The sequence below is a fragment of the Saprospiraceae bacterium genome, assembly GCA_016713025.1.
Lineage (GTDB): Bacteria > Bacteroidota > Bacteroidia > Chitinophagales > Saprospiraceae > OLB9.
In genome coordinates, this window is record JADJPZ010000004.1 from 874147 (window position 1) to 897894 (window position 23748).

Sequence of the window (23748 nt, forward strand, 5' to 3'; positions counted from 1 at the left end):
GACCTCCAATGAGTTTATACCTTAAAAATCAACTGACACGGCTATTTTCAGATTGTCCGGTTGATCGGATTTTGTAATTGGTTTTTTTGATTTTTCCGAAATTCCATGAGGCTATGCATCTGAAATAGGCATTATTGAATCTTCTGTTATAGTAAATCACAGTTTGACCAACGTCGTAAGTGCCGGATGCAAAAGTGCGATTAAAGATATCATTTGCAATCAATCTAAGTTTTACTTTGTTGTCCAAGACTTCCTTTTCGACACCTATCATGACTAATGACCTTGTAAATTCATCATTTAGTCCATCTTTTTTCCTTCCCATATACCAAGCTAACAGTTGGATTTTAAATAAATCTTTAACATTATAGGTATTTCTGGTATGCAGATATACCTGAGGTGCCGGGGAATTCACATTGAAATCATATTGGTTGTCATAAAGTTGACTATAACTTATGTTTAAGGTATTGACTGAAGTAAATGTTTTTGAAGTTATGTTTTTGGCGAGTGACGCAAAGTAACTGTGACCTTTTTCTAAGTTTATGGCTTTTAATATGTAGCTAAGCGAAGTGGTTCCTCGTAAAGCAGCAGCGTCAATTGGGTCTATTAAGTGGTTATAACCAATTCTTACATCATATCCTTTGTAATTGGCTCCCAACTCAAAGGCATGAACTTTTTCGGGTATCAGATTGGGGTTTCCTTCGATGGTGGTAAACGGATCCTGATAGATCACATATGGATTTAATGCCTGATATCTCGGCCTTGTAATACGTGCGACATAAGATACTCTCATTTTCAGGGCGTTGCCCAAGGTGGTGTTGAGTTGAAGATTGGGAAAAATATTCAGATAATTGTCATCAAGTACCTGGCCGCTACCTACACTTGTATTTAGCCTGTAATCGGTCCATTCACCCCGAAGCCCAACACCAATATTTACTTTTTTGTAAGTGCTTCCAATGTTTACATAAGCTGCTGAAATCTTTTCATGATACTGGAAGTCATTGGACAGAATCTCATCTAAAGTAAACATTGTTCCTCCATCATTTATAAAAAAATCTGTCCCTGATTTTGTGGATACATAGCTATACTTCATTCCGAGATCCAACTTTGTTTTTCCCTTCAATATTTTTGAATAATCAACTTGTGTACTGGATATATCGATATTGTGACCTACGTCGTTTTTAAGAAGTCTGATGCCTTCTACAGTACTTACAGTCCGGTTTTCGCTTATAAAATCATCAATTTCTGAATTGAAAAGAGAGTATTGAGATCCGATAAATAAAGTGGAACCTAAGGAGTCAAGGGTTCTATTATAGTTTAAGGTAATAGAATTATATTTTCTTACTTCATCCTTTGCTATGTTACTCTTATAAAGACTATTTTTTGCCTGGTATGATATAGCATTATTACTTATAGTATTACCACCCATTTTTTCAAGAAATCCGTTATATGCCAGATTGATAACGCTCTTGCTATCAAGGTTGTATTGCATACCCAGCCCATAATTCGAATAGTTTTTCAGTTTTCTTTGCCAATCTGTGGTTAAATCTGATTTAAAATAATCGTCAGTCGAAGGCCTTGTTCGCGTAGTGTGAAGGAACTCTCTGTTGGTTCCTGTCAGGAATGAATAATTACCTACAAAAGATAGTTTGTTTTTGACATAGCTTAGGTCCAAAAAAGATTGTGCATTTGTTCCTGCAAAATCAGAATGTGTCAATTGTTGGCTTACAGTTCCCAACATGCCTTCTTCCTGATTTTGTTTGGTGATGACATTGATGACAGCTTTTCCTTCGGCATCATACCTGGATGATGGGTTAGGGATTATGTCAATTTTGACGATTTGAGAAACAGGTATTGCTGACAATTGTTCGGAGGTAATCAGACGTCCATTCAGGAAAATAATGGCTGCTCCTTTGCCCAAAACAGAAAATTGTCCGTTGTTTTCTATGATATTGGGTGATTTTGACAGTATCTCCGTCACCGAACTACTGGCTGACAGGATTGTTTTATCTACATTTATTTCAATGTTTCCGTTGGAATTGTATTTTACCATCGGTATTTTAGCCACGACAGTGACCGTGGACAATATGTTTACATCCATGCGCATCACTATTGTGCCTATATCTATGTCAGCATTACTGCTATGTGCCACTTTTATAATGGTGTCCGAAAATGCCAAAGCAGAAAACTTCAACAGTACTTGGCTATGGTTTAAATCTTTGATCACAAATGGACTGTCATCAAAAACAGCCCCTTTTATAAATGATGAGTCTGCTGCTGAAAGAACATAAATATTGCCAAAAGCCTGCTCTTTATTATCAGTAACCACTCTTCCTGAAATGGTCTGTATGGACTGGCTTGAAGCTTTTGATGGTGATAATATGATCAATGCCATAAATAAACAAAAATCTATTTTCGCAGTGCGACATAGCTTAAAGGCTCTATTCATAGTGTTAAAATGTTGGTATTGTTGTAATATCATCAGGTTTTTTTTATTGTTATTGAGTATAAGTTGTTTATTTAAAAATTTTACTGTCTTGTTTCAACCTTGCTATCAATGTATCATTTTTCCTAGGATCTTTTTGTTTTGGTGAAGTAAAATCTATGACAACTTTCTTCTCAGTAGCGTTTTCAGGAGGGAAATTTACATCAAAGATATTAACCCATGTTGTGGGCACCGAAGAGATTGAAGGCCAGTAAAACCCACAATAGATCGGTTTTTTATCCAATGTTGCAACAAACATATTGCCATGTACGCTTGTAGACTTGAATAATAATTGATTTTTCGAAAAAGGAAGTGTAATAGTATGGTTTGCGGTATCATATTTCAAAATATCATCGTACCTTAATACAGGAATTTCCTGAAGTTTTATAGTATCTATATTGAATGTGCTATAATCTGCTCCCCAAATTGAGTGAATGTCTTTCTTTGGAATATAAATTTCAAATCCCTGACCAATATTATGTTTTTGGATGTTTTCTTTATGGCAAGAGCAAATAAAGAATACCAAAATAGCGAAGTGAGATATTTTATTTTTCATAATTGGTGGAGAAAAGGAGATGGATAGATATTTCATTTCAAATGAATTTAAATGTTGTTGAATGAGTGATATTGTACAATTGTCAGAACGTAAATTTGAATAAAAAAGTGATAAAATTTAAAGCCATAAAACAGACAATTCAGGACAAAATGTAGGCAAGTATAATGAGATGGCAAAATCTTCTGCAGAAACAGCTTTTTTGTCATTTGTAAAAATTACCACTGGTTCTTATAATCCACTCCTTCATAAGGCTACAATAAAAAAAGGCAACCCATTAAATGAGTTGCCTTTCTTTCTGCATAATTTTGCTACTTGTTTTCAGTAGCTTTTCTACATTCCATTTTTTGATGGCATTTGTCAAGGTATTTGGGTTTGCCCACTGTCGCAAATAATACCCCAACTGTGATGATAGCGCTTGCTATTCCGATTAAAAATCCTGACTTTCTGTTCATTTTTTTACTTTTTTGAAATTAATAATTTTGATTACCACATCTTCCGCTAAAACGGTTTTGCATTTTTTCTTTCATTGTGCTGAATTCTTCGTCATTCATGGCTCGAATTTTTTCCGCAAATGCAAAGGGCGGCATTCCCATTGGTGAAAAACGATTTGCCATCATCATTCTACCCATTCCGAATGGTGTAAAGATAAATTTGAGCAATAACACAATGAATAATAATGGTCCTGTAAAGAATACAAATGTTCCTAATAAGGCTCCTCCGATGATTGGTTTTAAAACTGACTTGTTCATTTTTTTTGATTTTTAAATTTTTAATTTATTTGTTTATAATATGGAAGACGAATGAGCTTTGATTTTACTTTAAATGATTTTACTTTTTTATTCTTTTTTTTAAAACCTTAGAATTCCTTTCGCCTTTTATATATAGGAAGACGATTGACTTCGATTATTACTTTAAACAAAATAAAAAAGCCTGTAAATATCTTATCTACAGGCTTTTTTATAATTGATGTTACTTATTAACGATTACATCTATTTTTCCATTCTTCTTTAAACTGTTGTCGTTCTTCATCCGTCATATTCATCATTTTTTCTCGAAACTTTGGATTGGCAAAGGGTGGTCTTTTATTGCCCCATCCTAAACTTCCTAATAGAATACGGCTCAGTAAAAACAAGCCTAAAGCCTGAAAGTAGCTTATCTCTTCTAAGCCAAAAATTGCTGGAATGAGCCAATTCCAAAGTAACATTACAATACCACCAATAGCAAAAAATATGGCTATGGGTATAAAAATAAAAATGGGTCTGCGTTTCATTATTATTAAAAATTTAATTCGTTATACAATGGCAAAAGCCTTTTCTTTAAATGCTTTACAGCATAACCTTTTCGGCTGATAATGGTTTTTAGGTTTTCGCCTGTTTCATCGGCAATCTTTTGCAAGGTTTTGTCTTCTATTTCGTTTTCTATAAAAACGAAACGTTGATTTTCCGGAAGTTCGTTTAGTGCTTTCATCAATTCATCCCAAATCAATTCCTTAAACATAACCAATTCCGGATTATTGCTGTCGTCTATGAGCAAAGCATCTTTTATGGAAAAATCACCTTCTTCATCTTCGTAGGTATAATCTTCCAGATTGTCGGTTTTCTTTTTACGGTAAAAGTCTGTTATTCTATTTCTGGAGACTGAATAGAGCCATGCTCCCGCATTCTCTAACTCATCAAGATTGGACAGATTGGAGAATTGATACCATACTTCCTGTAATATGTCTTCTGCATCTTCTACGATATTGACTTTATTTTTGATAAACGAAAACAACTGTTTCCCAAACCGATTGATGGTTTGAGCTACAGTATTATTTTGTTGTGTATCGTTCATCTTTATATTTAAAATTGCATCCATATTTAGGATGACGAATGAAGGTGAGAATTACTTTACATGTATAATAAAAAAAATTTAAGTCGTAAATAAACCAAGATAATCAGTGCGTTCTTGAGATGCTAAATCAATAACATCAAACCTTTTAGCGTGAGAAAATGAACCTACATCACTATCACTGTTGATTAAAATTGCTCCCATTAGGATAACGTATTTACAATTGTATTTTGTATTGGCCACCAATACGTTTATCCTTTCATCTATGGCTTCATAAATGACTTCGGTGGCTTCGTACAAAGGCAATTCTGCATTTACTATTCTCTCTTTTCGTTTGTACAAAATTTGCTCAATGGTATTCATTTGATAATCCATATCGCTCATTTTTCCTTCTTCGATCTGATTGTTCAAAAGTTTGTTTAAAGCACCTTTTGCAGCTCCGCAGCAGCCACTATTTTTACCCTGGCCATGTCTGTGTATTTCTCCCAAAGCACCGCTTTTGGTGACACCAATATGGGGTCCATAATAAATAAACACTGCACCATCGTCAGGAACGTGGCTGGCAAAAGCACCCATTCCAGTAAGTCCTGTAAATGGAAAACCATCTAACCCACCCATTTTGAAGGGTCCCAAAAACTCCTGTGTTCTCGCAGGATATTGAATGCTATTGACATCATCGCTACAAATGCTATCGGCATACATAATTTGCGATGGTTCTAAATCTAATTGACTTTCTACAAAATCAATAAGTCCATTTACTCCATCTAAAGTAGTAACGGCATTTGGGTAATACTTTCTGATGAGTTCTAATTTTTCTCTTTTCTTCATAAAAAATAATGATTAATGGTTAAAGATAAATGGTTTAGATTTGCATTTGTGGTTATTATAATGCTTGTGATAAGTTTAAAGCAACACCTCATTATACGGTTCTATCTTAGGTGGCAAGTTAGTTTCGTTCAGCATTTCTAAAATATCTATTTCTATATTTCTGCAAATAAATGAAATAGGAATATCTGCCGCACCATTATCAAAAGGATTTTCACTCGTTTCGCCTATTTGCTCCATCGTCATAAACACCCACGAAATTAAAACAGAAAATGGAATAACGAGCCAAATACCATATTCGCCAAACTTCCCCATTTCAGTAAGTAATGCAAATGGTAATAATATTATAAATAAATGCACAAAAATTCTACTAAACAAACTGTATTGACGAAACAGTGGCGTAGTTTTAATACGTTCACAACCACCTTGTAGGTTATAGAGTTCTGCTAATTGTTTGGTCAAATCACTATGTTCATATTCGTCTAACTGTTTATCTTTTTTAGCTTGGTTATGACTTCAAATTGATACTTTAATGTATAGCTGGCAATATTACCTTTATGTTTTACTTTTTCGAAAATATCAGATTTGTCCATTTTTTCGAAAAGCTCTTTGATGGCAATATCAAATTCTTTTACTTCTTCTGATTCTGAAACATACTGACGATGATAATCTTCATTACCGGTAGCCCAAGGTATGGTTTTTCTTAATTGCAACCGAAGAATATTGATGTATGCGATATGACGCATCAAAAAATCTTTTTGCAGAGTTTTATCATTTATGAGAGATATAAATGATGCTGCCAATATTCGACTGGTATTGGTGATGCCACCCCACAAACGCCTTGCTTCCCACAGTCTATCGTAAGCTTGATTATTTTTGAAGCCCACATAAAAAGCCACGGCTGTACCCACAGATGCTACAGGCAGAAATGGGATAGCAATTATTTTTAGATTTAAACTTCATACAATGCAACCACTGTAGTACTTAACAACAATGTTCTGATTACATTCTTTCTGCTATATATCCAAGCTGACTGTAAAGTAATGGTCTTGTTTATTAACATATTTATTAAATATTTGAAAGTGAAACATATTTAAATATCTCTGTATGATTTTCGGCTTGCTTTACCATAAAATCAGCTACATCGGCACGGTTGATTCCACCAATGTTGATACCTTTATAAAGTTTGTTTTCGGCACGATATTTTTCGGTTAAAGGTTTATCTTTCAACATACCCGGTCTTACAATTTCCCATTTCATTTTTGAAGCAGTAATGATTTCTTCCATTTTGGTTTTGTCGGCATACACATCTTTTAATAGAAATTTGAAGAAAAGTTTCATTATAAATCCGTGGTATTTGCCACTTTCACCTGCACCAAAGCCTGTCAATATAATGAATGGTATTTTTGTATTCGATTCTGCTTGAACTTCAACCAAAAGTTTTACAAAATCTGAGTATAAAGTCGTAGCCTTCATACTTGTGCCCGTACCCAATGCTATGATTACGGCATCAGCATTTTCAATAGACTTTTTCAAATCTGCTTTGTTTGTAGCACTTCCTTTTATGGTTGTCATATTCGAATGGCTTGGCAAATTGATTTCAGAACGAGACAAGGTCGTTACTTTATGATTTCGCTCTAATGCTCTTTTTACGGTTTCCAGTCCTACGCCTGCTGATGCACCGATAATTGTTATATTCATTTTTATGTTTAAAATTACTTCTGCAAAGGTATAAATATAGTATCCAAAATATACTACCTTTGCAAAAAATACCACTATCTTTTAGGATACTTAAGCATCATCAAAATGAAGAATAAAGAAAAACAAGTTCAGTTAAGAGATGTCCAAGATGTGATAGAGATCATTGGTGGTCGATGGCGTGGAGCTATTTTGGCGAGTCTTTGCGACAAGGCAAAAAGGTTTAACGAACTCAAAAGAGATTTGGGAAGTATCACTCCACGGACTCTCACAAAAGAATTGAAATATCTTGAAATGAATAAATTGGTCGATCGCGAAGTTGATGCATCAAGTGCTATATCTGTGGTGTACAGTATCACTGAACATGGCAATTCTTTACAACCCTTAATTGGTCAAATAGTGGCTTGGGGTCAAAAACACAGGAAGGTTATAATCGGTTGATTTAATATTGTGCCGATACAAGACCAAATTGATGTACTTTTGTCACAACTTGTTACAGCAAGATATCAAATTGTTTTCCTTTTAATTTTTGTATTTCCAACAAAGTAATAAATTTTTATGATAAATGATAAATCTTCAAAATATAAAGTCATCTTGTTATGGATCGCAATTATTTTTAGTGCATTTTTAATTTTTGCTGTATGTGTGTCTTGCTATTATTCGCATGATTTAATACAATTGTATAAGATCTCATTACCGCTGATGATTGCAATTTTGGCTATAATCAGCTTAAAGAAGTAATTGTTATGTAAATATACTTACACAAGCTTTTACTAAACATGAAACGATATGAATTTCTTTCAATTTTTTGAAAACTTAATTTCATCTGTACAAAAGTCAACGAAGCCGCAGCAAAAAGCATGGCTCAAGCTCCAAGGAGATCATATGACCTTTTGGCGTCAAGGTTACGAACGGCAGTTTGATTTGTCGGAATTGCGTAAGGTCTCAGGTTCAGTATACCCAACTTCAATTGGCTCAGGTCTATCAGTGTTTGTTAATTTGACCAATCAAAATACAACAATATACGTTCCATCAGATGCCGATGGATTCTCAGATTTATTGAATTATTTGCAGAATAAATACCAAATTGCTGCTTCACAGTTTGATTTTTTGATACAAGAGTATCCGAATGAAAACCGACTGCTCTGGCAGCGATATGATTACACAAAATCTGCAATTTTAGATGCAAAAGACCCTGAGTCATTGCGAAAAAACCTATGGCAAGGCTTTCAATGTTTTGATCAACCTGAAATAGTATTAGCTTGGAATAAAAAAATAACAGATTTTGAAATTCTTGATTTTGTGGACTTGTCTGCTGGCGAACGCGGCTTGCCTCATTACATTCGCTTTAAAAAGAAGATCATTCTTGGCAATTTGGTACTCGAAGATTTTACCATCACGGTGCTCCAAAGCAGGAATGATACACCACCCAAAAACTATCAGGCATATATTTTGATAGAAAATCCTGGCCAGCACAATTATTATTTGCCTAAAGAGTGCCTTGAAAAAGTGCTCGGAGTGCCTGCTACTTGTCATGAATCAAAGGAAGCATTGACCGCTGTATGGAACTGGGAAGGTTTAGAAATCAAACTGTCATTTTATTTTGATGGCCCCACGAATGAAGGGTCGGGACATTGTTTTTTCTATCTAACCAACGACCGAAGCTACCCGGAATGTTGGCTGAGTGTCGCTCATGAATGGAATTTTGAAGTAACTGAAAGCATGTACCTAAACAAAAATTTTCCTATTTATTTTGATTGGCGAAATAATCCCTATGTAGTTCCTACGCCTGAAGGAATACAAAGATCCGATATATATCCCGACAAACCCTATATCATCTGGCGTGATGATTCTACTAAACGTTTCGGTTTTGCAAATTCCATAAATGCAGTCATTATCCCACAGGAAAAATTGATCTCTCTGAATAGGGAAGTTTGGATGCCTGATAAAGGTGAAAGTGCTGAACGCTTAATAGCACAAGTTGAACATGATGGCGAACAGATATGGATAGTTGTCGCTGATGGAAGTTTAGATGATTTCAAGCCTTATGTAGATAAGATTGAGCGGTTTTTGCAACGAAAAGTCACGGTTTCTAACCCTTGGGGATATTGATAAAAAGTAAAAGACTATTTCGGTGTAAACTTCTATATTAATCCAAAAAACCTACCTCTTAAGCATCGGATAATACTTCTCCTCCAAAACCCTAAAATGCCAACGCTGATGTCCTGCCAACATAAAACCTAATGCAAGTGGCCCATATTGCACACCGCTGTATCCATGACCATTTTGCAACAGCATATCATCAGTAAAAGACTTGAACATCATGATGGTGGTTCTGCGGATGAGTTTCAATTCATCAAGGATTTCATCCAATGATCGACGGGTTGCAAGTGCGTTTTTAGCAAATTCATTTTCGTCATAAGGTGTCATTTTTTGTTGATCACCTCTGGCGATAGAGAGGATACGATATACAAAAACACGCTCTGTATCTATGTAGTGTTGTAAAATATCACGTAATGTCCATTTTCCTTCAGCATACACCTGATCACCCAGGGCTCTCCACTTGTCCACAGGTGCATCGTTCAATTCTTGTAAACTCAACTCTAAAGCTTCTACTACGCTCAAGTGGTCATCTGCCAAAGCGATATATCTATCAAAGTATTCGGGCATGATTTTGATGTCTGATTTTGTCATTTTGATCTGTTTGATTTTTTAAATTTTACTTAATACCATTTCCCAATTCCATTCCCAACTTAGTCCTTCATCCACAGAAAATGCCTGGGACCAGATAGGATGATTTGCATTTGTTGCGTCCCATTTATACAGGACTAAAATTTCTTGACCTTTAAAAATATCTTTCGTGAAAAATTCACCAACCTTGTTTTCAAAACTTCCTACAACCGGATGGGTATCCATTTTTGGATTGCTACTATCGATCCAATAAATAGTCCAAAGCTTTGTGTGGGTATCAAATAGTCTTACTGCCATACCTTCAAACGGTACACCTTCGAAAATTGAATAATAGTTTTCAATATTTCCCATAAGTGTTTTTCTTAGATGAATTTCTGATTCAAATGATATCCATTCGGTGCTTCCTACTAATCTTTCCTTTAGTTTGCGATTCTTTACATGCCATTTTCCTTCCAGGAAATCAAAGTCAGAATAAGTAGAAGTAGCAGAGGGTGCAATGGTCAAGTTTGGATGTGATGATGTGATTTTTGTTAAATCCATTTTCTTTTGTTTATTTAGTGCTTAAAAAATAATAATTATGTTCTTCATCCAGCTCCCAATCGGTTGCCTTATAAAGTTGATTGGCAATAAGATTTGTCTTTTCTGTTTCTAATGATAAGCCACACGCACCTGTTTCAATGCCAAATACTCTGCTGGCTTCTATCAATGCTTTGCTAACTCCTTGACCCCTGAATTCCTCAGCCACAAACAGATCGTTCAATAGCCATAATCGCTGCATCCTAGTAGACGAAAATAAAGGGTATAGCTGCACAAATCCAGCCAACTTGCCTTCTCTTTCACAAAGAAATATTACTGATTCATCACGACTCAATCGGTCTGTCAAAAACGAAACAGCACTAGCTACATCGCTTTCTTTACGGTAGAAAACCCTGTATTGATCAAAAAGGATCGCCAATCCAGGCACATCATTTATTTTTGCTTTTTTAATATTGTTGTTTGTCACTTGTTACTTTTATTTAAATTGTTGGTTTTATATACACTTTATCCTTTTTGAAATCAAGTATTATATCAAATCTTTTCAATACATTATTACCGAAGTAGTTGACCATTTCACCCATAGGCCCATCACCTTCCATAATAAGTGTTTGAATATTTTCTACTTCAAAACCGCCAACACTTATTTTGGGTATCATTACGGTTTTAGTTTCATACTGATTGCCTGCTCCATCACTTATTTTTGATTCTTTTATTACCTGCAAATTTGTGGGCAATTCATTTTTTCGAATCCATTTTTTATTGAGCACCATTGCCAACTCTGAACCGTTGTCCATTAAAAAATAAGATCTGTGTTTTTTATCATCACTGTGTACGATGGCTTCTATACATGGCCACGATTTAATAAAAACAAGGTCCATTTTTTGATATTCCTTTAGATTATCAGGCAATTTATCTCCAACTATAAGGACAAGATTTTCATTATTGATGGTTAGAATTTTGTTTTCAAAGGTATGCCACCCGAACCGTCCATCCATACCATGAGATGCATTTTTTGCATTTGTGACATTCGCATTATTCCATATTATTTTCCCAATTTGAATTGTATTAATTTTGGCCTGACTTACTTTACTTCGACCTTCTTTTGTGAGTCTGAAATCGAATGTACCCAAGTCAAAATGAATCTTTAGGCTATCCTTTCCATTGACCACTGCATCTACTACTAATGCATTATGTCCACTAAGTTGAAAAGGTATCGTATCATTTTTTGTGGAAGTAAACTGAGATGTGGGTACATAGCTTTCAATCCTGGTAAAACAAGAATCCTTTTCATTCAAAAGAATAATGAAATCGTAATGCTGCCCCGGCTTAACTTTAAACTTTAAGGAATCAATATCAGTATAAAAAGTTACCCATTTAGTCTTTTTAGATCTATATGCTTTATACACATCGGGTTTAGAGTCAGGACTTAAATACCAGCTGTCTTTTTCAAAAAATCCATCGTCGTTTATTGATACCTTTTCGGATGTTGCTCTTATGACAGGTAACTTTTTTTGAGCATAAAGATTGAAGGCCAACACACCAATAATAAAAAACATTATACACTTCTTCATATATCTGTATTTAATTGATCATTTAAATAATCTTGAAAATCAGGTCTGTCATGCTTACACAAAATATGTTTAACCCAAGCATTGCGTTCGTGCCACCACACTGCCATTTCCCATACGCAGGTGCAAATACCATCTTGAGAAAAAAGTTGAAATTCCTGTTCGTTATACTTTTTAAATAAACAAAATTTTGCAACATGTTTTCGTCTATCCACCAATTGATGATGGCAAAGACACCTTCCTTACCTTCGTGCAAAATCAGTGTTGCAAAATCAGTGTTGCAATTTTATAGGTTGGTAAATCATGTTTGGAGGCTATAGCCAACCATTCTTTTAATTTGTTTTTAGCATCCATTAAATTGGTTTCTGTCACAAACTCATGATGAACAGATATGCTGTAAATCTTGACTTTCCAACCTGTCACATGATAAATTTCTACAAAACGGATAGGGCGATTTTTGTATTTGGTAAAAGTATTGATCATTTTATACTATCGTTATAATTTTTTTCATAACTGTATACTGCTTCCAAAATAACCTTATCATCTTTGAATTTTTCTTTGAGCATGGTATACATTTCTCCAGCTCTTTTGTCTTTTAATAGATCTATAAGTTGAACATTTTGAAAAATAACGTTAACATCATTATCATTCAATGATTTTTTGAAGCGATCTATCAATATCGGATATGCCAAATCCCCTTTTCCTAGACTCACTAGAGTATTCATCGCCGTAAATGGATAATCCCATGTAGGTGTTGCCAAATACCATCGGGGCGAAATATTATCTTTGATACAATACATCGCATAATCCGCAGCTCTTTCATCGCCTAATTGTTGTAAGCCATTCAGTGCGCTGATTCTGTTTTGGTTTTTCCACGATTTTTGATTTTCCATATTCATCAATACATCATAGGCCTTAATGCTTTTGGTTTTACCAATGGCTATTGCTGCTGCATTGATCACCCGATCGCTTGTATCGGTCAATGCTGATTGGTACAAATCAAAATATGCTGAATCGGAGGTGCTTCCAAGCATAAATATAGCAGTACTTTTTATCCAGGATTTTTCTTTTTTGATGATGTCCAATAATAAGGATTTAAACGATGCTGGATAGGGTTTTGGTTGAATGCTTTGTAAGCTGCTCAATGCATACATGCGGTATCTCCAGTATTTATTCGATTGGATTTCATCTATAAAAAGAGCTTCTATTTTGCTTTTTTCAGAGACAGTAGTGGTGCTATCCGAAGCTATAATCACAAGATTGTCTAAAGCCAATTTCCGGGCCGCAATGTCCTTAGCATTTTTGAGTTGGTTTTCGAATTCGCTCTTGTTTTTTTCAAAAATATAATCACAAAGAAAATTTTCATTGACGTTAAAATGTACATATTTAGGTTCCACTTTTTGCGAAAAAGATACTATGGTTTCAGCTTGTGGCTTTAACTCCATATATGCTCTCCGGCCATCTATTTCGATGGCAATTTTACCTTTAAAGAAGTTTACTTGGTCATAGCCCGACTTATTTTCAGGACCTTGATTCTGTTTAACTGTTAATAGGAGTTGCTTTTTGGCATTGTCATACTTTTTGGTAACAACTAAATTTGGCATACCAATTTTATAAATCCATTGGTCAAAGAACCATTGATAAGATTTTCCTGAGACTTTCTCAATTGCATTTTGAAAATCCTTTGTTGTGACTTGTTTACCCGCATGCGATTTTACATAATATTGTATAGCTTTCCACCATTTATCTTCTCCCAATTCTTGTTGTAGCATTCTCAAAACCAAGGCTCCGCGAAACTTATTATTGTTGTTAGAATTGTAAGAAGGAACATTTTTAAAATCATTAGGAACTATTGGATATTTGACATCATTTTGCCAATCACCAGCTACGATTGATTTTTCCCACGGATAATGATACCACAACAGATATTCAGCTTCACCATTATCTTTTATGGTAAAAAGTCCAGCGAAATATGCTGCAAAAGCATTGTTGAGCCAGATGTCTTTCCATGTCTTAGGCATTAATAAATTACCAAACCACTGAGCCGTCAAAGCTTGCACTGCAACGCCATCCCACAGGTATTTGAAATCTTTGTGCACACCATAATCATCGATGTAATTGTCCGAAAGCATGACTGTGTTGTGCTGACCTACCAAACCCGGGAAAGGGTAATCTTGAACTACTACCTGATTGTAAGTTTTATAAGGGAATGCATAACCCGTCTTACTTTCAAGAAATTTTACCATCTCAGGCAATAATTCAACCGTAGATTTTACTGCTTCTTTTTCATCAGGATAACCAAAGGTTTGAATGGTGGTATTATTTGTTTTTTGCACAATGGCTTCATACTCGCCTACAACTATAGATACTAAATAATTGGGAAATGGTCGTGACGATTTGTAATGATAAGTTCTGCTACCATTGTTATTATCTTTAACATCAATCAAATTGCCATTTCCTATGACCATGAGCGGTTTTTCTACCGTAGCAATGATTTCTGTTGTATGTATATCAGCTATATTTTCATTGCATGGAAACCAATACTTATTGCCATCTGGCTCCCCACTGCTCCATATTTGTTTGCGCTTGATTGGTGTAGTAGTGGTAGGGGTCATAAACCGTAGCCCTTTACCAAAACTACCACCAATGGCGTTTGGATCTGAATAATTGATGTATTGAGTACTATATTTTACTAATAGTATGATGGCTTCCTTTGGTGAGTATTGTCTATCTAAACGTATCAGTAAATTGTCATTAGCATCTCCACCTTCATACTTAAAATCCAGACTTTTCCCATTGATAGAAATAGATTCGATCAAAAGATTTCCTGCATCTAAATAAATTTCATTTGAAGCGGACGAGCTGTTAAGGGTGATTTCAGCTGTACCAAACGCAGTCTTTTTGATCCAGTCAAACTGTAAATCCAATGTGATGTTTTTAATATCAACATTTGCTGCAAGTGTGAGCACTTTAAACAATAAGATAAGAAAAAATATATACTTCATTTGAATTTCAATTATTTTACTAATAATATTTGATTATTTTAATATTGCCATCAGCTCAAAATTCTCATCAATTGTTTTTCGCTTTGTAAGCCTACTTTGTTGGCAATCTCCCTACGTGACAAATCAAGATTTTTGAGTAAAGTTTCTGCTTTCTCTTTGCGAATGAGTGTCACAAAATCATTGACAGTGATGCCAGTTTCTTTTTTGAATATTCTGGTAAAATTGCGTTCGCTCATATGGGCCATTTCAGCCAGATCATTCAAATACATTTTCTGCGATATGTGATCAATAATGTAATCTTGCACCTTGTGTATACCTGCATGAATGTGATTACGAAAAGTCAGGTATTCACTTTCCTGAGCGGCATTACCTTTCCTGCGATGGTAAACGACCAATTCACGAGCTACCAAATGAGCGAAGTGGCTACCTTTCAATTTTTCAATGATGTGAAGTGTCAAGTCTATGCCTGCTGCTATACCAGCGCTGGTGTAGATTCTGTCCTGATCAGTAAAAAGGATATTTTCTATCACCTGGATCTTGGGAAATCGCTCTTGCAATGCTTTGGTTTTCTTAAAATGAGTAGTGCAGTTTTTGCCATCAAGTAGTCCCGATTGTGCAAGGGCGAAAGCACCCATACATATACTGCATATATTCGCTCCATGATCGTATTGAAGCTTGATCCATTCAAAAAGGCTTTTCTCTGCAACAAAAGATGGCGATACCATAAAATCATAGGCCGAACCTGGAATCATCAGATAATCTCCTTTGGCCAATTGTGTACCGGAGTAATGCCCTACCTGTCCTATCGGAAGCCCACTTGTGGTAGTCACTTGCTGGTCCAATGTACAATATTCTATGACAAATTCAGCCCCAAAGTCTATCGCTTCATGCAATGCTTGATCAGGTCCAGCCAAATCGAGAATATGGATGTGCGGCAAGAGTAAAAAGATAAATTTTGTAGGCATATCATGCTGTTTACACCGCAAAGGTAAGTTTTAAAATAGATACTTAAAGGACAGTAATTGGACATATTCGGCCACATAATACGATATCAGATATAAAGCAACTTTTCAGAACCCCGTTTATTCAATCATAAAGTGATTAGTAATAATTGAATTCACTGAGAAATATGTTTCGTGACTCGCTTTTAAATCCAACTGTGATCAATTGTGAAGGGAGAAGATAGCCTTTTTCGTCAATATTTAGTGCTGGTCTTTATTAAGAATTTGGAAAATGAATGGCTATCTTGTTTTTTGTTATACTCTTAAGAATCGTTAATCTAAAATCTAAGTAAGTATATATTACTTGAAGAGTGCTTCAATCGCTTTTTCTACTTTAAGTTGGTCGAAGCCGATAAAAATATTTTCCACTTCTCCATTTTTATTGATGAGTAATGATGTAGGACATCCGCTAAACCCAAGAGAATTGAAATATTTTTGACCTTTGAAAAGCATTGGATAGGTTGGTTGTAATTTATTATGAAAAAATGCCATATCGTTTTCGTTGTCTTCCACATTGATTGTAATCAGTTTAAAAGGCTTATCCATATATTTTTGTTGTATTTCATTAAAATGTGGTAAAGCTTTTTGGCAAGGACCACATGCTTTAAACCAGAAGTCAATCAATATTATCTGGTCTTTAAACTCGTCCAATGAAACTTTCCCAATATTTTCAGGTTGGTAAGAAGGTAAAGAGAAGGAAGGTAATTTTTCTTTTTTTTGAATGACTTTTTTTGGATCCTCTTTAACGAATGGCTTGTATCCTTTCACGATACTTTCAGTTTTCCAAATATAATTAGTTTTGGGTGGCTTGTTAACAATAACATTTTTATATACAAAGCGCTCAAAGTCAATTTTATCTTCTCCTGTAATAATTGTTTGACTGATGAATTGTACAGGAAGTTGTGTTTTTTTATCTACTATCAACAGGTATTTTTTCTTTATCTTATCATCTGTTAAATGTTTCCAACTACCATATCCTGATAACCATTTATTTATAGGTTCAATAATAACCAGAGTATATTTGCTTTGCATCATACTTGTATCAACAATTGATATTAGAGCAGATTCATCATTTAAAATCTCGCCCATTGCTTTACTAATCATCAAAATTGATCTCCTCAAATAAGAATTGTTCAGTTTTTGTAAAGGGATATTTTCAACGGTATATTGCTTTTTATCTTCAAACAATGTAATGTAGTCATGCCCTGCGTAAATGCTTGAAAGTATAATCTTTTTACCTTCTTTTTTTGACCAATGAATTGTAGAGAATCAGGATTATTATTTATTTTTTTAAAATAACACTTTGAAGAATCTTTATAGTTATAGTTCGTTGAATAATAAATAGCCTCATAGTTCAAATCATATTCATATGAATTATTTTTATCCCATTTGATTTTCAGACTTTGTAATAAATGTTTAGCATCCAAATTATTTTGCCCATTAATAACATGACTACTTAAACTTAAGCAAAGAAGAAACAAAAAAGGAATGGTTAATTTTTTCATATAATATTATATTTTATTTCAATTTCGTTTAGATAAGAAAAAAATGTGCTAAAATACTATGATATAAAGGATAATACATTTATATTTGCGATATATAAAGGAGTATTTCCTACCAAAAGTACAACAAATTTTTGATTATCGGTTAACATTTTTAAAACATATAGCCCATAAGTTCGACGACGAGCAATTTGAATTCCGTTCTAAGTACGGTATTAAAAAAGCATTCAGTAGGGTTAAGTTCTTCACTGTCAAGAAGTTAGTGGTACTTCTTATGCTTCTTAAAAATTCTTATCAATCGGAATTAGATCGATTTTGCAAAAATCTATTAGATGAAGACTATAATATCCGAGAGAGAAGTTTTAAATCAACATAGTGTTGTAGTATAAAAAAAATAGATATGCCCACAGAATTAATCATTGACAATAAGAGGTATGTCATTCTTCCAAAGGAAAAATATGAAAGCTTATCCAAAAAGCAAGTTTATGAAAAGTACAAGGGAGAGCTTTTAAACTTAGAAGAAGCCAAGGCAAGGACATTAGCAAGAATGGAGAAATGGGACAAATTAAAAATAATTTACTCAGCTCATTTTGCTGATGACGTTGCTGATTTGATCTTTTTTATAGAAAGAAAAGGAATGCTTTCAACTTCAAAAAACAATGCAGAAAAAGTTTTCACCTATATAGAATCTTTGGATTTCAAAAAGGTAAATTAAGCAACATCCAAAGATAGATTAATGGCTTAGGATGGACTAAAATGTGTTAGTTATAATCGAAAATATACCATTGTTTTTATAAATTTTAAGAAGAAGTTATAATAACAGAATTTATCTCTTATAAGAGTACAAATTTGGTAAAAAAAATGCCGCTTGTAAATGAATACAAACGGCATCTTGTAAGATTTTAATTAAAAATTTCTTTCTCCGGAAATTATTTTACTCCTAATGACTTAAGGGTTTCAAAATCAAGATTTCCAACAGGAAGATTATTGTCTTTTTGATATTTTCTCAAAGCAGTTTTAGTATCTGCTCCTATGATATTATCTTCACCCGCAGGTCCGATATCATAACCTCTTTCTTTCAATGCTCTTTGTACTCTTCTGATTAAGTCAGTTGTTACATCTGTATCACAAACAATTTCTCTCCACTCTGAAAAACCACCAGCTTTTACAAGTTTTCTTTTAGTGATGGTAGTATATTCAGCAGCACTTTCAATTCTGCTAACAGATGCAGGTGCAGCAAGTTTTCTCATGGTGACTGTTTCGTATGTGTTAGATCCACTTGCAGCTACAGGTGTAGCAACTGCGTCAGATACTAATTTTTCATATGATCTGGTACCATATTGAGCAGCTGATTCTACAGAAGAAGTAGTAGCAGGACTCTCCAATTTTTCATATTTTACAGTAACATATTGTGCAGGCACATCTGTAGAAACTGCTGATGCGCTTGTATATTTTTTGTAAGATCTTGTCTCATATTTTGCAGGTATATTTACTACCTCAGTTGTTGCAGGGTTGACCAATTTCTGATAAGATCTTTTACCCATTTTGGCAGGTACTGAAACTTTAGAGGTAGTGGCAGGGCTCACCAATTTTTGATATGATCTTGTCTCATATTTTGCAGGAACGCTCACAGTTGTGGTAGTGGCAGGACTTACTAATTTCTGATAAGATCTTGACTCGTATTTAGCCGGAACAGTCACACTTGTAGTTGACGCCGCTGTTTTTACCTTTTCGTATGTTCTTTTAGTGAATTGTGCAGGCACTTCAATAGTTTTGATACAATCATCACCACTAGCCTCGTAACCAGCAGTACATCCTTTTGCAACTCTTTTTGTGATGGTTGTGTAGCTTGCAGGTATTTCAACCAAACACCATACCATACAGTCGTCCGGATTGGCAGACAGACAGTTTTTATCTGCTCTTTTTTTCTCCCATTTAGTGCTTGCAGGAGCTGTTTCTACTCTCTCTGTTGTGGTTTCAAACTGCATTGCAACTTTTTCGATTCTTGTGTAAGCATCAGCAATTTTTATTTCTTCAGATACAGTTTCATAAGTTGCAGGAACTGTAGTCAATGTAGTGTAAGCATCTTTTACAAGGACTTGTTCGGTCACAGTTTCATATTTAGCTGGAACAACACTTAGTGTAGTGTATGCATCTCTGACCAAAACCTGTTCAGTCATGGTTTCGTATTTTGCCGGAACTACTGTAACTGTTTCATAAGCATTTTCTAATAATACTTCTTCGGTAACCGTTTCAAATTTGGCAGGGATAACTTTTAACTCCGTATAAGCATCTCTAACCATTACTTGCTCAGTTACTGTTTCTGCTTTAGCTGCTGCAACACTCAATGTGGTACCGGCTTCTTTTGAAACTAATTGTTGAGTAGTGGTTGTAAACTTTGCCGGAACAACAGTCAAGGCAGAACTTGCCTCTCTTGTCAAAACTTGCTGGTTTACTCTTTCAAATTTTGCTCCTGACACAGAAACAGAACCGGCTGCTTCTCTTTTAAGAAGTCTTTCTGTTGCTGTCTCGATTTTGGCTCCCGTGATCTCAGCTCTGCTGCTGGCCGCTCTGGTCATGATTTTTTCAGTAACTGTTTCATACTGATCGGAAATCTCACATTTTGCATAACACTTTCCCGGTACTGATGGCATACCAGCCTCTGGCTGTGCCGATAGACCAAGAACAAAAAATGTAAAAACTCCAAGAAATAAAGTTTTAATGGTTCTCATAATGTAAATGTTTAGTTATTAAATTAAAAAATATATACTTAAAATTAAGCTTGCACATTAAATGTTACACTCCATTTCTGTTAAAGAAGAAATTTGAGATTTACCTAAAAATACTATATCATTAATGGGGTAATAATGATATAGACTAATAATCTGCTGATTTGTCACAAATGTACTATAAATATATATATTAATTAGAAAAATGTCACTATTATTTACTTATTCACTTACTATTATAGGAGTTTGGTTAAATTTTTATGTTTGAGTGGAAGTGAGGAGTCTGAATTTTAGGAAAGATGATTGAATGGTTTCTTCAATGACGAGAATTGAGTAAAATACTTTAATCAATAAAGCCTTGTACAAAGCGTAGCCGAAGCACTGCACTGAGTTAAGTTGAAGCGAAGGTACTGCGAGCAACTGCTCGTAGCCAGTACTTGATTAAGCCGGTCAAGACGATTTTTTAATAAAAATGTCTTGATCGGAACAGAAACCTCCCGAAAGCTCAAGCGTAGCTTGACACAGTACGGCGAAAAATATAATGCTGACTAAAATAAAATTTGCCATTTGAAGCCAAATGATAAAAGTTTAAACATACTCTAAAATCATAAAAATAAAATATATCTCCTCAATTCATTATTGATTCGAAATCACAAAGCACGGAATTAAGATGGAATGCCTAAGGGTTGCTTTTCGCTTTTTGGAGGGCAATTTCAGCATTTTTCATAAGCTCCTTATGGTAGCAGGCACCTTCCTTTCTATATATTACCCGACCTCTGCTATCAAGCCATAAGAGGGTAGGAATAGTGGTAATATCATAAATTAGTTTTAAATCAGGACCTTCATTTTGATCAACATCAACCTTATAGTTGATAAAGTTATCGTTAAAATATTGTGCAGTTTCCTGGTGGGTATAAACATCTCTTTGCATCAGCTTACATGGTGCACACCAGATCGCATTGATATCTAAAAAAACTGGTTTATTCTGACTTTTTGCAAAATCAAGCACATCACTCAATACTTTATCATTTTTGAAGTCAAAAGCGAAAACAATTTCACTTTCACCATTTGGTTCGGATGAGTGATCTTTTTTTACTTCACTCCCCTTTGAACTTACTTCAGTGTTTTTTGAATCCGATTCTTGCTTGGCAAGATTTTCTGAATTCTTAGGACTGCATGAAGTTACCAAAATCAAATTTACAAATACTAAAATCTTAATTAGATTCATTTTTTGCATGTGCAATATGTTAATTTATAAAAATGATACAAATATATAGTATTATATTATAATATGTAAAATTTTGAAAATGTTTTTTTTGAAATCAAATATATCGTTAATTCAATTTAAGTTCACAATACGATTTTATTCACTTACAGGGTTCACAATTATTGGCTAACTAACTACTCATGAAATTAGCATATGTATGTCTTTTATACATCGTTTATCACGGGACATATTTAAACGGACAGAATAAAGTTTTATTTTGTTATCCTAAACTTAAAAACGCAGGTGAATGATCATTAAGCTTTTTGTTCTTCCATTCATATAAATTAAGTACCATAAAAAGGTGCTGGAATAAACAGACAGACAAAATTAGTATAAGAGTATGTTTAAATTTTTATGTTTGAGCGAAAGTGAGAAAATTTAATTTTGGACAAGGCATATTTTGCAGTCGTAGCCGGAAGTTACGGCGAAAAATATAACGCTGCCTAAAATTAAATTTGCCGCTTGGAGCCAAATGATAAAAGTTTAAACATACTCTAAGCCGAAATTGCTGATTTTTGATGATATAATACTTATAGTAGTCAAAGAACGAACTTGTCCATCCCATTTTAAGGGTGACTGAATGGTTGCAACGCAAATTGAGTGAACGATTTCACTCAATAATGAAGGAACCACAAACGTCGGCTTGTGGACACATTTAGGGTGGGTAAATTTTAGAGGAATAGTAATCCATTAAAAACCTGTATGGGTATACTGACCAAAGTAGAAGGTAAATGGCCTTTGCATACAGATCTCATAGAATATATTTATAATAAATATAATGTACAACTTATGTCTCAATTACTTTGCCAATTAAACATGGTCATGCAAGAATAATTTCCAATTTTGGATTTTTTGCCAATTTCTTTATTATATTTGTGATTTTAAATCATGTTTTTGCTGCAATTTTAATCTTTTTAAATGGATACTGAGGAGAATGATAAAGTTTTTTATAAAAAAAAATGGAGAATTAAAGCAAATAGAATCACAATCACATGCTTCATGGATCAATGTTTATCCGCCATTTGAACATGGAGAATTGGATCGTTTGGCTGTAAGCCTTGATGTTCCACTGGATTTTCTGACTGACTCTTTGGACGTAGATGAGAGGTCTAGATTTGAAAAAGAAGACCATTCCACATTAATACTTATAAATAGTCCTATCTTAAACGAAGAAGGCAAAGATAGTGAAGCTATTTACATTACTGTCCCAATCGGAATTATTTTGACGGAAAATCAAGTGATCACTGTATGTTCTGATGAGAATCCTGTTCTGGACAAGTTTGAAGATAATAAAGTTAAAAATTTCAATCCTGGTGATAAAAATTTGTTTGTCCTTCAGATATTTGAGCAAAATGTTTACAGATTCTTGGAATGTTTAAAAAAACTTAACCTCAAGAGGAATCTTATCGAACGAGAATTGTACAATTCGAGTCGTAGTTCTGAACTCCAGCAACTATTGAGAATTGAGAAATCATTGGTATATTTTGTGAGTAGTCTAAGTACAAATGAACTGCTCAAAATGAAACTAAAACGGACAGATTTATTAAAGATTGGAAATGAAGAGCCTTATGCAGACTTGTTTGAAGACATTATCATTGATAATTCTCAAGCGTTGGAAATGTCCAATGTTTACACAAATATCTTAAGTGGAACGATGGAGGCATATGCTTCGATCATTTCCAACAATCTTAATGTCATAATTCATAAACTTACCATTGCTACGATCATATTATTAGTGCCTTCCATGGTGGCCAGCTTCTATGGTATGAATCTTGAATATCTTCCTTTCCGCAGTTTGAAATATGCATTTCCACTTATCATTATTATTTCAGTGTTTATGGGATTTGGTGTGGTCTATTATTTCTCCCGAAGGAAGTAATTACACCTTTTAGTGATGAGTTTTACTCGTATAAAAGTCAGCTCTACAACAATTATTCAAAATTTTCTTCATATATATTCTTGCGTTTTTCAGCTCTTTATTTTTACGCATTAAAAGTTATCCACATATAATGTAATATTTTTATGGTATAGTGGCCTGATATTTAATGTGTTGTAAAGTT

Annotated in this window: 25 protein-coding genes; 4 read left to right on the plus strand and 21 right to left on the minus strand. The window is 34.3% G+C overall.

Features of this window, described 5'->3' with window-relative positions:
* Nucleotides 1-28: 28 nt before the first annotated feature.
* The 10 genes from IPK35_10100 to IPK35_10145 all read right to left on the minus strand — a co-directional run bounded on the left by IPK35_10100 (nucleotide 29) and on the right by IPK35_10145 (nucleotide 7391).
* Complete coding sequence (locus IPK35_10100) at nucleotides 29-2392, minus strand: TonB-dependent receptor (protein ID MBK8053598.1); 2364 nt, start codon at nucleotides 2390-2392, stop codon at nucleotides 29-31.
* Nucleotides 2393-2513: 121 nt separating this feature from the next.
* Nucleotides 2514-3074, minus strand: coding sequence for a hypothetical protein (locus IPK35_10105; GenBank protein ID MBK8053599.1), 561 nt, complete (start codon nucleotides 3072-3074; stop codon nucleotides 2514-2516).
* A 272-nt stretch (nucleotides 3075-3346) separates the two neighbouring features.
* On the minus strand, nucleotides 3347-3490 hold the full coding sequence (locus IPK35_10110) for a hypothetical protein (protein ID MBK8053600.1): 144 nt from the start codon (nucleotides 3488-3490) through the stop codon (nucleotides 3347-3349).
* A gap of 18 nt (nucleotides 3491-3508) precedes the next feature.
* The gene (locus IPK35_10115; protein MBK8053601.1) at nucleotides 3509-3787 is read right to left on the minus strand and encodes a hypothetical protein; all 279 of its coding nucleotides are present in this window, start codon (nucleotides 3785-3787) and stop codon (nucleotides 3509-3511) included.
* Between the two features lie 227 nt (nucleotides 3788-4014).
* On the minus strand, nucleotides 4015-4308 hold the full coding sequence (locus tag IPK35_10120; GenBank protein MBK8053602.1) for a hypothetical protein: 294 nt from the start codon (nucleotides 4306-4308) through the stop codon (nucleotides 4015-4017).
* Nucleotides 4309-4313: 5 nt separating this feature from the next.
* Nucleotides 4314-4892 carry a sigma-70 family RNA polymerase sigma factor gene (locus IPK35_10125; GenBank protein MBK8053603.1) on the minus strand — a complete coding sequence of 193 codons (579 nt, stop codon included), beginning with the start codon at nucleotides 4890-4892 and terminating at the stop codon, nucleotides 4314-4316.
* 54 nt (nucleotides 4893-4946) lie between these two features.
* Nucleotides 4947-5693, minus strand: coding sequence for a hypothetical protein (locus IPK35_10130; GenBank protein ID MBK8053604.1), 747 nt, complete (start codon nucleotides 5691-5693; stop codon nucleotides 4947-4949).
* Nucleotides 5694-5768: 75 nt separating this feature from the next.
* Nucleotides 5769-6152 (minus strand): hypothetical protein, encoded by a 384-nt coding sequence (locus IPK35_10135; GenBank protein MBK8053605.1) that lies wholly within the window; start codon nucleotides 6150-6152, stop codon nucleotides 5769-5771.
* A gap of 20 nt (nucleotides 6153-6172) precedes the next feature.
* A complete protein-coding gene (locus IPK35_10140) occupies nucleotides 6173-6634 on the minus strand; it encodes a hypothetical protein (protein ID MBK8053606.1) in 462 nt (153 codons plus the stop codon).
* A 124-nt stretch (nucleotides 6635-6758) separates the two neighbouring features.
* Nucleotides 6759-7391, minus strand: a complete 633-nt coding sequence (locus tag IPK35_10145; protein MBK8053607.1) for an NAD(P)H-binding protein — start codon at nucleotides 7389-7391, stop codon at nucleotides 6759-6761.
* Between the two features lie 105 nt (nucleotides 7392-7496).
* On the opposite strand from IPK35_10145, the gene IPK35_10150 reads away from it, so the two are divergent.
* Both IPK35_10150 and IPK35_10155 read left to right on the plus strand, forming a co-directional pair.
* A complete protein-coding gene (locus IPK35_10150) occupies nucleotides 7497-7829 on the plus strand; it encodes a helix-turn-helix transcriptional regulator (GenBank protein MBK8053608.1) in 333 nt (110 codons plus the stop codon).
* A gap of 348 nt (nucleotides 7830-8177) precedes the next feature.
* Entirely contained in the window at nucleotides 8178-9500 is a 1323-nt protein-coding gene (locus tag IPK35_10155) for a hypothetical protein (GenBank protein ID MBK8053609.1), read from the plus strand.
* A gap of 51 nt (nucleotides 9501-9551) precedes the next feature.
* Here IPK35_10155 and IPK35_10160 read toward each other — a convergent pair whose 3' ends face one another.
* The 9 genes from IPK35_10160 to IPK35_10200 all read right to left on the minus strand — a co-directional run bounded on the left by IPK35_10160 (nucleotide 9552) and on the right by IPK35_10200 (nucleotide 17695).
* Nucleotides 9552-10082, minus strand: a complete 531-nt coding sequence (locus tag IPK35_10160; protein ID MBK8053610.1) for a DinB family protein — start codon at nucleotides 10080-10082, stop codon at nucleotides 9552-9554.
* 18 nt (nucleotides 10083-10100) lie between these two features.
* Nucleotides 10101-10619: a hypothetical protein gene (locus tag IPK35_10165; protein ID MBK8053611.1), complete on the minus strand. Its 519-nt coding sequence runs from the start codon at nucleotides 10617-10619 to the stop codon at nucleotides 10101-10103.
* Between the two features lie 10 nt (nucleotides 10620-10629).
* Complete coding sequence (locus IPK35_10170; GenBank protein MBK8053612.1) at nucleotides 10630-11082, minus strand: GNAT family N-acetyltransferase; 453 nt, start codon at nucleotides 11080-11082, stop codon at nucleotides 10630-10632.
* A 13-nt stretch (nucleotides 11083-11095) separates the two neighbouring features.
* Nucleotides 11096-12187, minus strand: a complete 1092-nt coding sequence (locus IPK35_10175; GenBank protein ID MBK8053613.1) for an aspartyl protease family protein — start codon at nucleotides 12185-12187, stop codon at nucleotides 11096-11098.
* A 255-nt stretch (nucleotides 12188-12442) separates the two neighbouring features.
* Nucleotides 12443-12667 carry a hypothetical protein gene (locus tag IPK35_10180; protein MBK8053614.1) on the minus strand — a complete coding sequence of 75 codons (225 nt, stop codon included), beginning with the start codon at nucleotides 12665-12667 and terminating at the stop codon, nucleotides 12443-12445.
* On the minus strand, nucleotides 12664-15189 hold the full coding sequence (locus IPK35_10185; protein MBK8053615.1) for a hypothetical protein: 2526 nt from the start codon (nucleotides 15187-15189) through the stop codon (nucleotides 12664-12666). The genes IPK35_10180 and IPK35_10185 overlap by 4 nt, the downstream gene beginning before the upstream one ends.
* 50 nt (nucleotides 15190-15239) lie before the next feature.
* A complete protein-coding gene (locus IPK35_10190; GenBank protein ID MBK8053616.1) occupies nucleotides 15240-16154 on the minus strand; it encodes a DJ-1/PfpI family protein in 915 nt (304 codons plus the stop codon).
* A 336-nt stretch (nucleotides 16155-16490) separates the two neighbouring features.
* Nucleotides 16491-17378 carry a TlpA family protein disulfide reductase gene (locus IPK35_10195; protein ID MBK8053617.1) on the minus strand — a complete coding sequence of 296 codons (888 nt, stop codon included), beginning with the start codon at nucleotides 17376-17378 and terminating at the stop codon, nucleotides 16491-16493.
* Complete coding sequence (locus IPK35_10200; protein ID MBK8053618.1) at nucleotides 17324-17695, minus strand: hypothetical protein; 372 nt, start codon at nucleotides 17693-17695, stop codon at nucleotides 17324-17326. Before IPK35_10200 ends, IPK35_10195 begins: the two co-directional genes overlap by 55 nt.
* A gap of 397 nt (nucleotides 17696-18092) precedes the next feature.
* On the opposite strand from IPK35_10200, the gene IPK35_10205 reads away from it, so the two are divergent.
* The gene (locus IPK35_10205; protein ID MBK8053619.1) at nucleotides 18093-18407 is read left to right on the plus strand and encodes a hypothetical protein; all 315 of its coding nucleotides are present in this window, start codon (nucleotides 18093-18095) and stop codon (nucleotides 18405-18407) included.
* A 214-nt stretch (nucleotides 18408-18621) separates the two neighbouring features.
* Here the strand turns inward: IPK35_10205 and IPK35_10210 are convergent, their stop codons facing one another.
* Complete coding sequence (locus IPK35_10210) at nucleotides 18622-20424, minus strand: peptidoglycan-binding protein (protein ID MBK8053620.1); 1803 nt, start codon at nucleotides 20422-20424, stop codon at nucleotides 18622-18624.
* A gap of 676 nt (nucleotides 20425-21100) precedes the next feature.
* The gene (locus tag IPK35_10215; GenBank protein MBK8053621.1) at nucleotides 21101-21649 is read right to left on the minus strand and encodes a DUF255 domain-containing protein; all 549 of its coding nucleotides are present in this window, start codon (nucleotides 21647-21649) and stop codon (nucleotides 21101-21103) included.
* Nucleotides 21650-22622: 973 nt separating this feature from the next.
* Here IPK35_10215 and IPK35_10220 point away from each other — a divergent pair.
* Nucleotides 22623-23567, plus strand: coding sequence for a magnesium transporter CorA family protein (locus IPK35_10220; GenBank protein MBK8053622.1), 945 nt, complete (start codon nucleotides 22623-22625; stop codon nucleotides 23565-23567).
* Nucleotides 23568-23748 lie beyond the last annotated feature (181 nt).

Bases quoted from the DNA above. Each gene is read 5' to 3' on its own strand.
- IPK35_10100 (MBK8053598.1), bottom strand. From the start codon at position 2,392: ATGGCATTGATCATATTATCACCATCAAAAGCTTCAAGCCAGTCCATA.
- IPK35_10105 (MBK8053599.1), bottom strand. From the start codon at position 3,074: ATGAAATATCTATCCATCTCCTTTTCTCCACCAATTATGAAAAATAAA.
- IPK35_10110 (MBK8053600.1), bottom strand. From the start codon at position 3,490: ATGAACAGAAAGTCAGGATTTTTAATCGGAATAGCAAGCGCTATCATC.
- IPK35_10115 (MBK8053601.1), bottom strand. From the start codon at position 3,787: ATGAACAAGTCAGTTTTAAAACCAATCATCGGAGGAGCCTTATTAGGA.
- IPK35_10120 (MBK8053602.1), bottom strand. From the start codon at position 4,308: ATGAAACGCAGACCCATTTTTATTTTTATACCCATAGCCATATTTTTT.
- IPK35_10125 (MBK8053603.1), bottom strand. From the start codon at position 4,892: ATGGATGCAATTTTAAATATAAAGATGAACGATACACAACAAAATAAT.
- IPK35_10130 (MBK8053604.1), bottom strand. From the start codon at position 5,693: ATGAAGAAAAGAGAAAAATTAGAACTCATCAGAAAGTATTACCCAAAT.
- IPK35_10145 (MBK8053607.1), bottom strand. From the start codon at position 7,391: ATGAATATAACAATTATCGGTGCATCAGCAGGCGTAGGACTGGAAACC.
- IPK35_10150 (MBK8053608.1), top strand. From the start codon at position 7,497: ATGAAGAATAAAGAAAAACAAGTTCAGTTAAGAGATGTCCAAGATGTG.
- IPK35_10155 (MBK8053609.1), top strand. From the start codon at position 8,178: ATGAATTTCTTTCAATTTTTTGAAAACTTAATTTCATCTGTACAAAAG.
- IPK35_10160 (MBK8053610.1), bottom strand. From the start codon at position 10,082: ATGACAAAATCAGACATCAAAATCATGCCCGAATACTTTGATAGATAT.
- IPK35_10165 (MBK8053611.1), bottom strand. From the start codon at position 10,619: ATGGATTTAACAAAAATCACATCATCACATCCAAACTTGACCATTGCA.
- IPK35_10175 (MBK8053613.1), bottom strand. From the start codon at position 12,187: ATGAAGAAGTGTATAATGTTTTTTATTATTGGTGTGTTGGCCTTCAAT.
- IPK35_10180 (MBK8053614.1), bottom strand. From the start codon at position 12,667: ATGATCAATACTTTTACCAAATACAAAAATCGCCCTATCCGTTTTGTA.
- IPK35_10185 (MBK8053615.1), bottom strand. From the start codon at position 15,189: ATGAAGTATATATTTTTTCTTATCTTATTGTTTAAAGTGCTCACACTT.
- IPK35_10190 (MBK8053616.1), bottom strand. From the start codon at position 16,154: ATGCCTACAAAATTTATCTTTTTACTCTTGCCGCACATCCATATTCTC.
- IPK35_10200 (MBK8053618.1), bottom strand. From the start codon at position 17,695: ATGAAAAAATTAACCATTCCTTTTTTGTTTCTTCTTTGCTTAAGTTTA.
- IPK35_10205 (MBK8053619.1), top strand. From the start codon at position 18,093: ATGCCCACAGAATTAATCATTGACAATAAGAGGTATGTCATTCTTCCA.
- IPK35_10210 (MBK8053620.1), bottom strand. From the start codon at position 20,424: ATGAGAACCATTAAAACTTTATTTCTTGGAGTTTTTACATTTTTTGTT.
- IPK35_10215 (MBK8053621.1), bottom strand. From the start codon at position 21,649: ATGAATCTAATTAAGATTTTAGTATTTGTAAATTTGATTTTGGTAACT.
- IPK35_10220 (MBK8053622.1), top strand. From the start codon at position 22,623: ATGATAAAGTTTTTTATAAAAAAAAATGGAGAATTAAAGCAAATAGAA.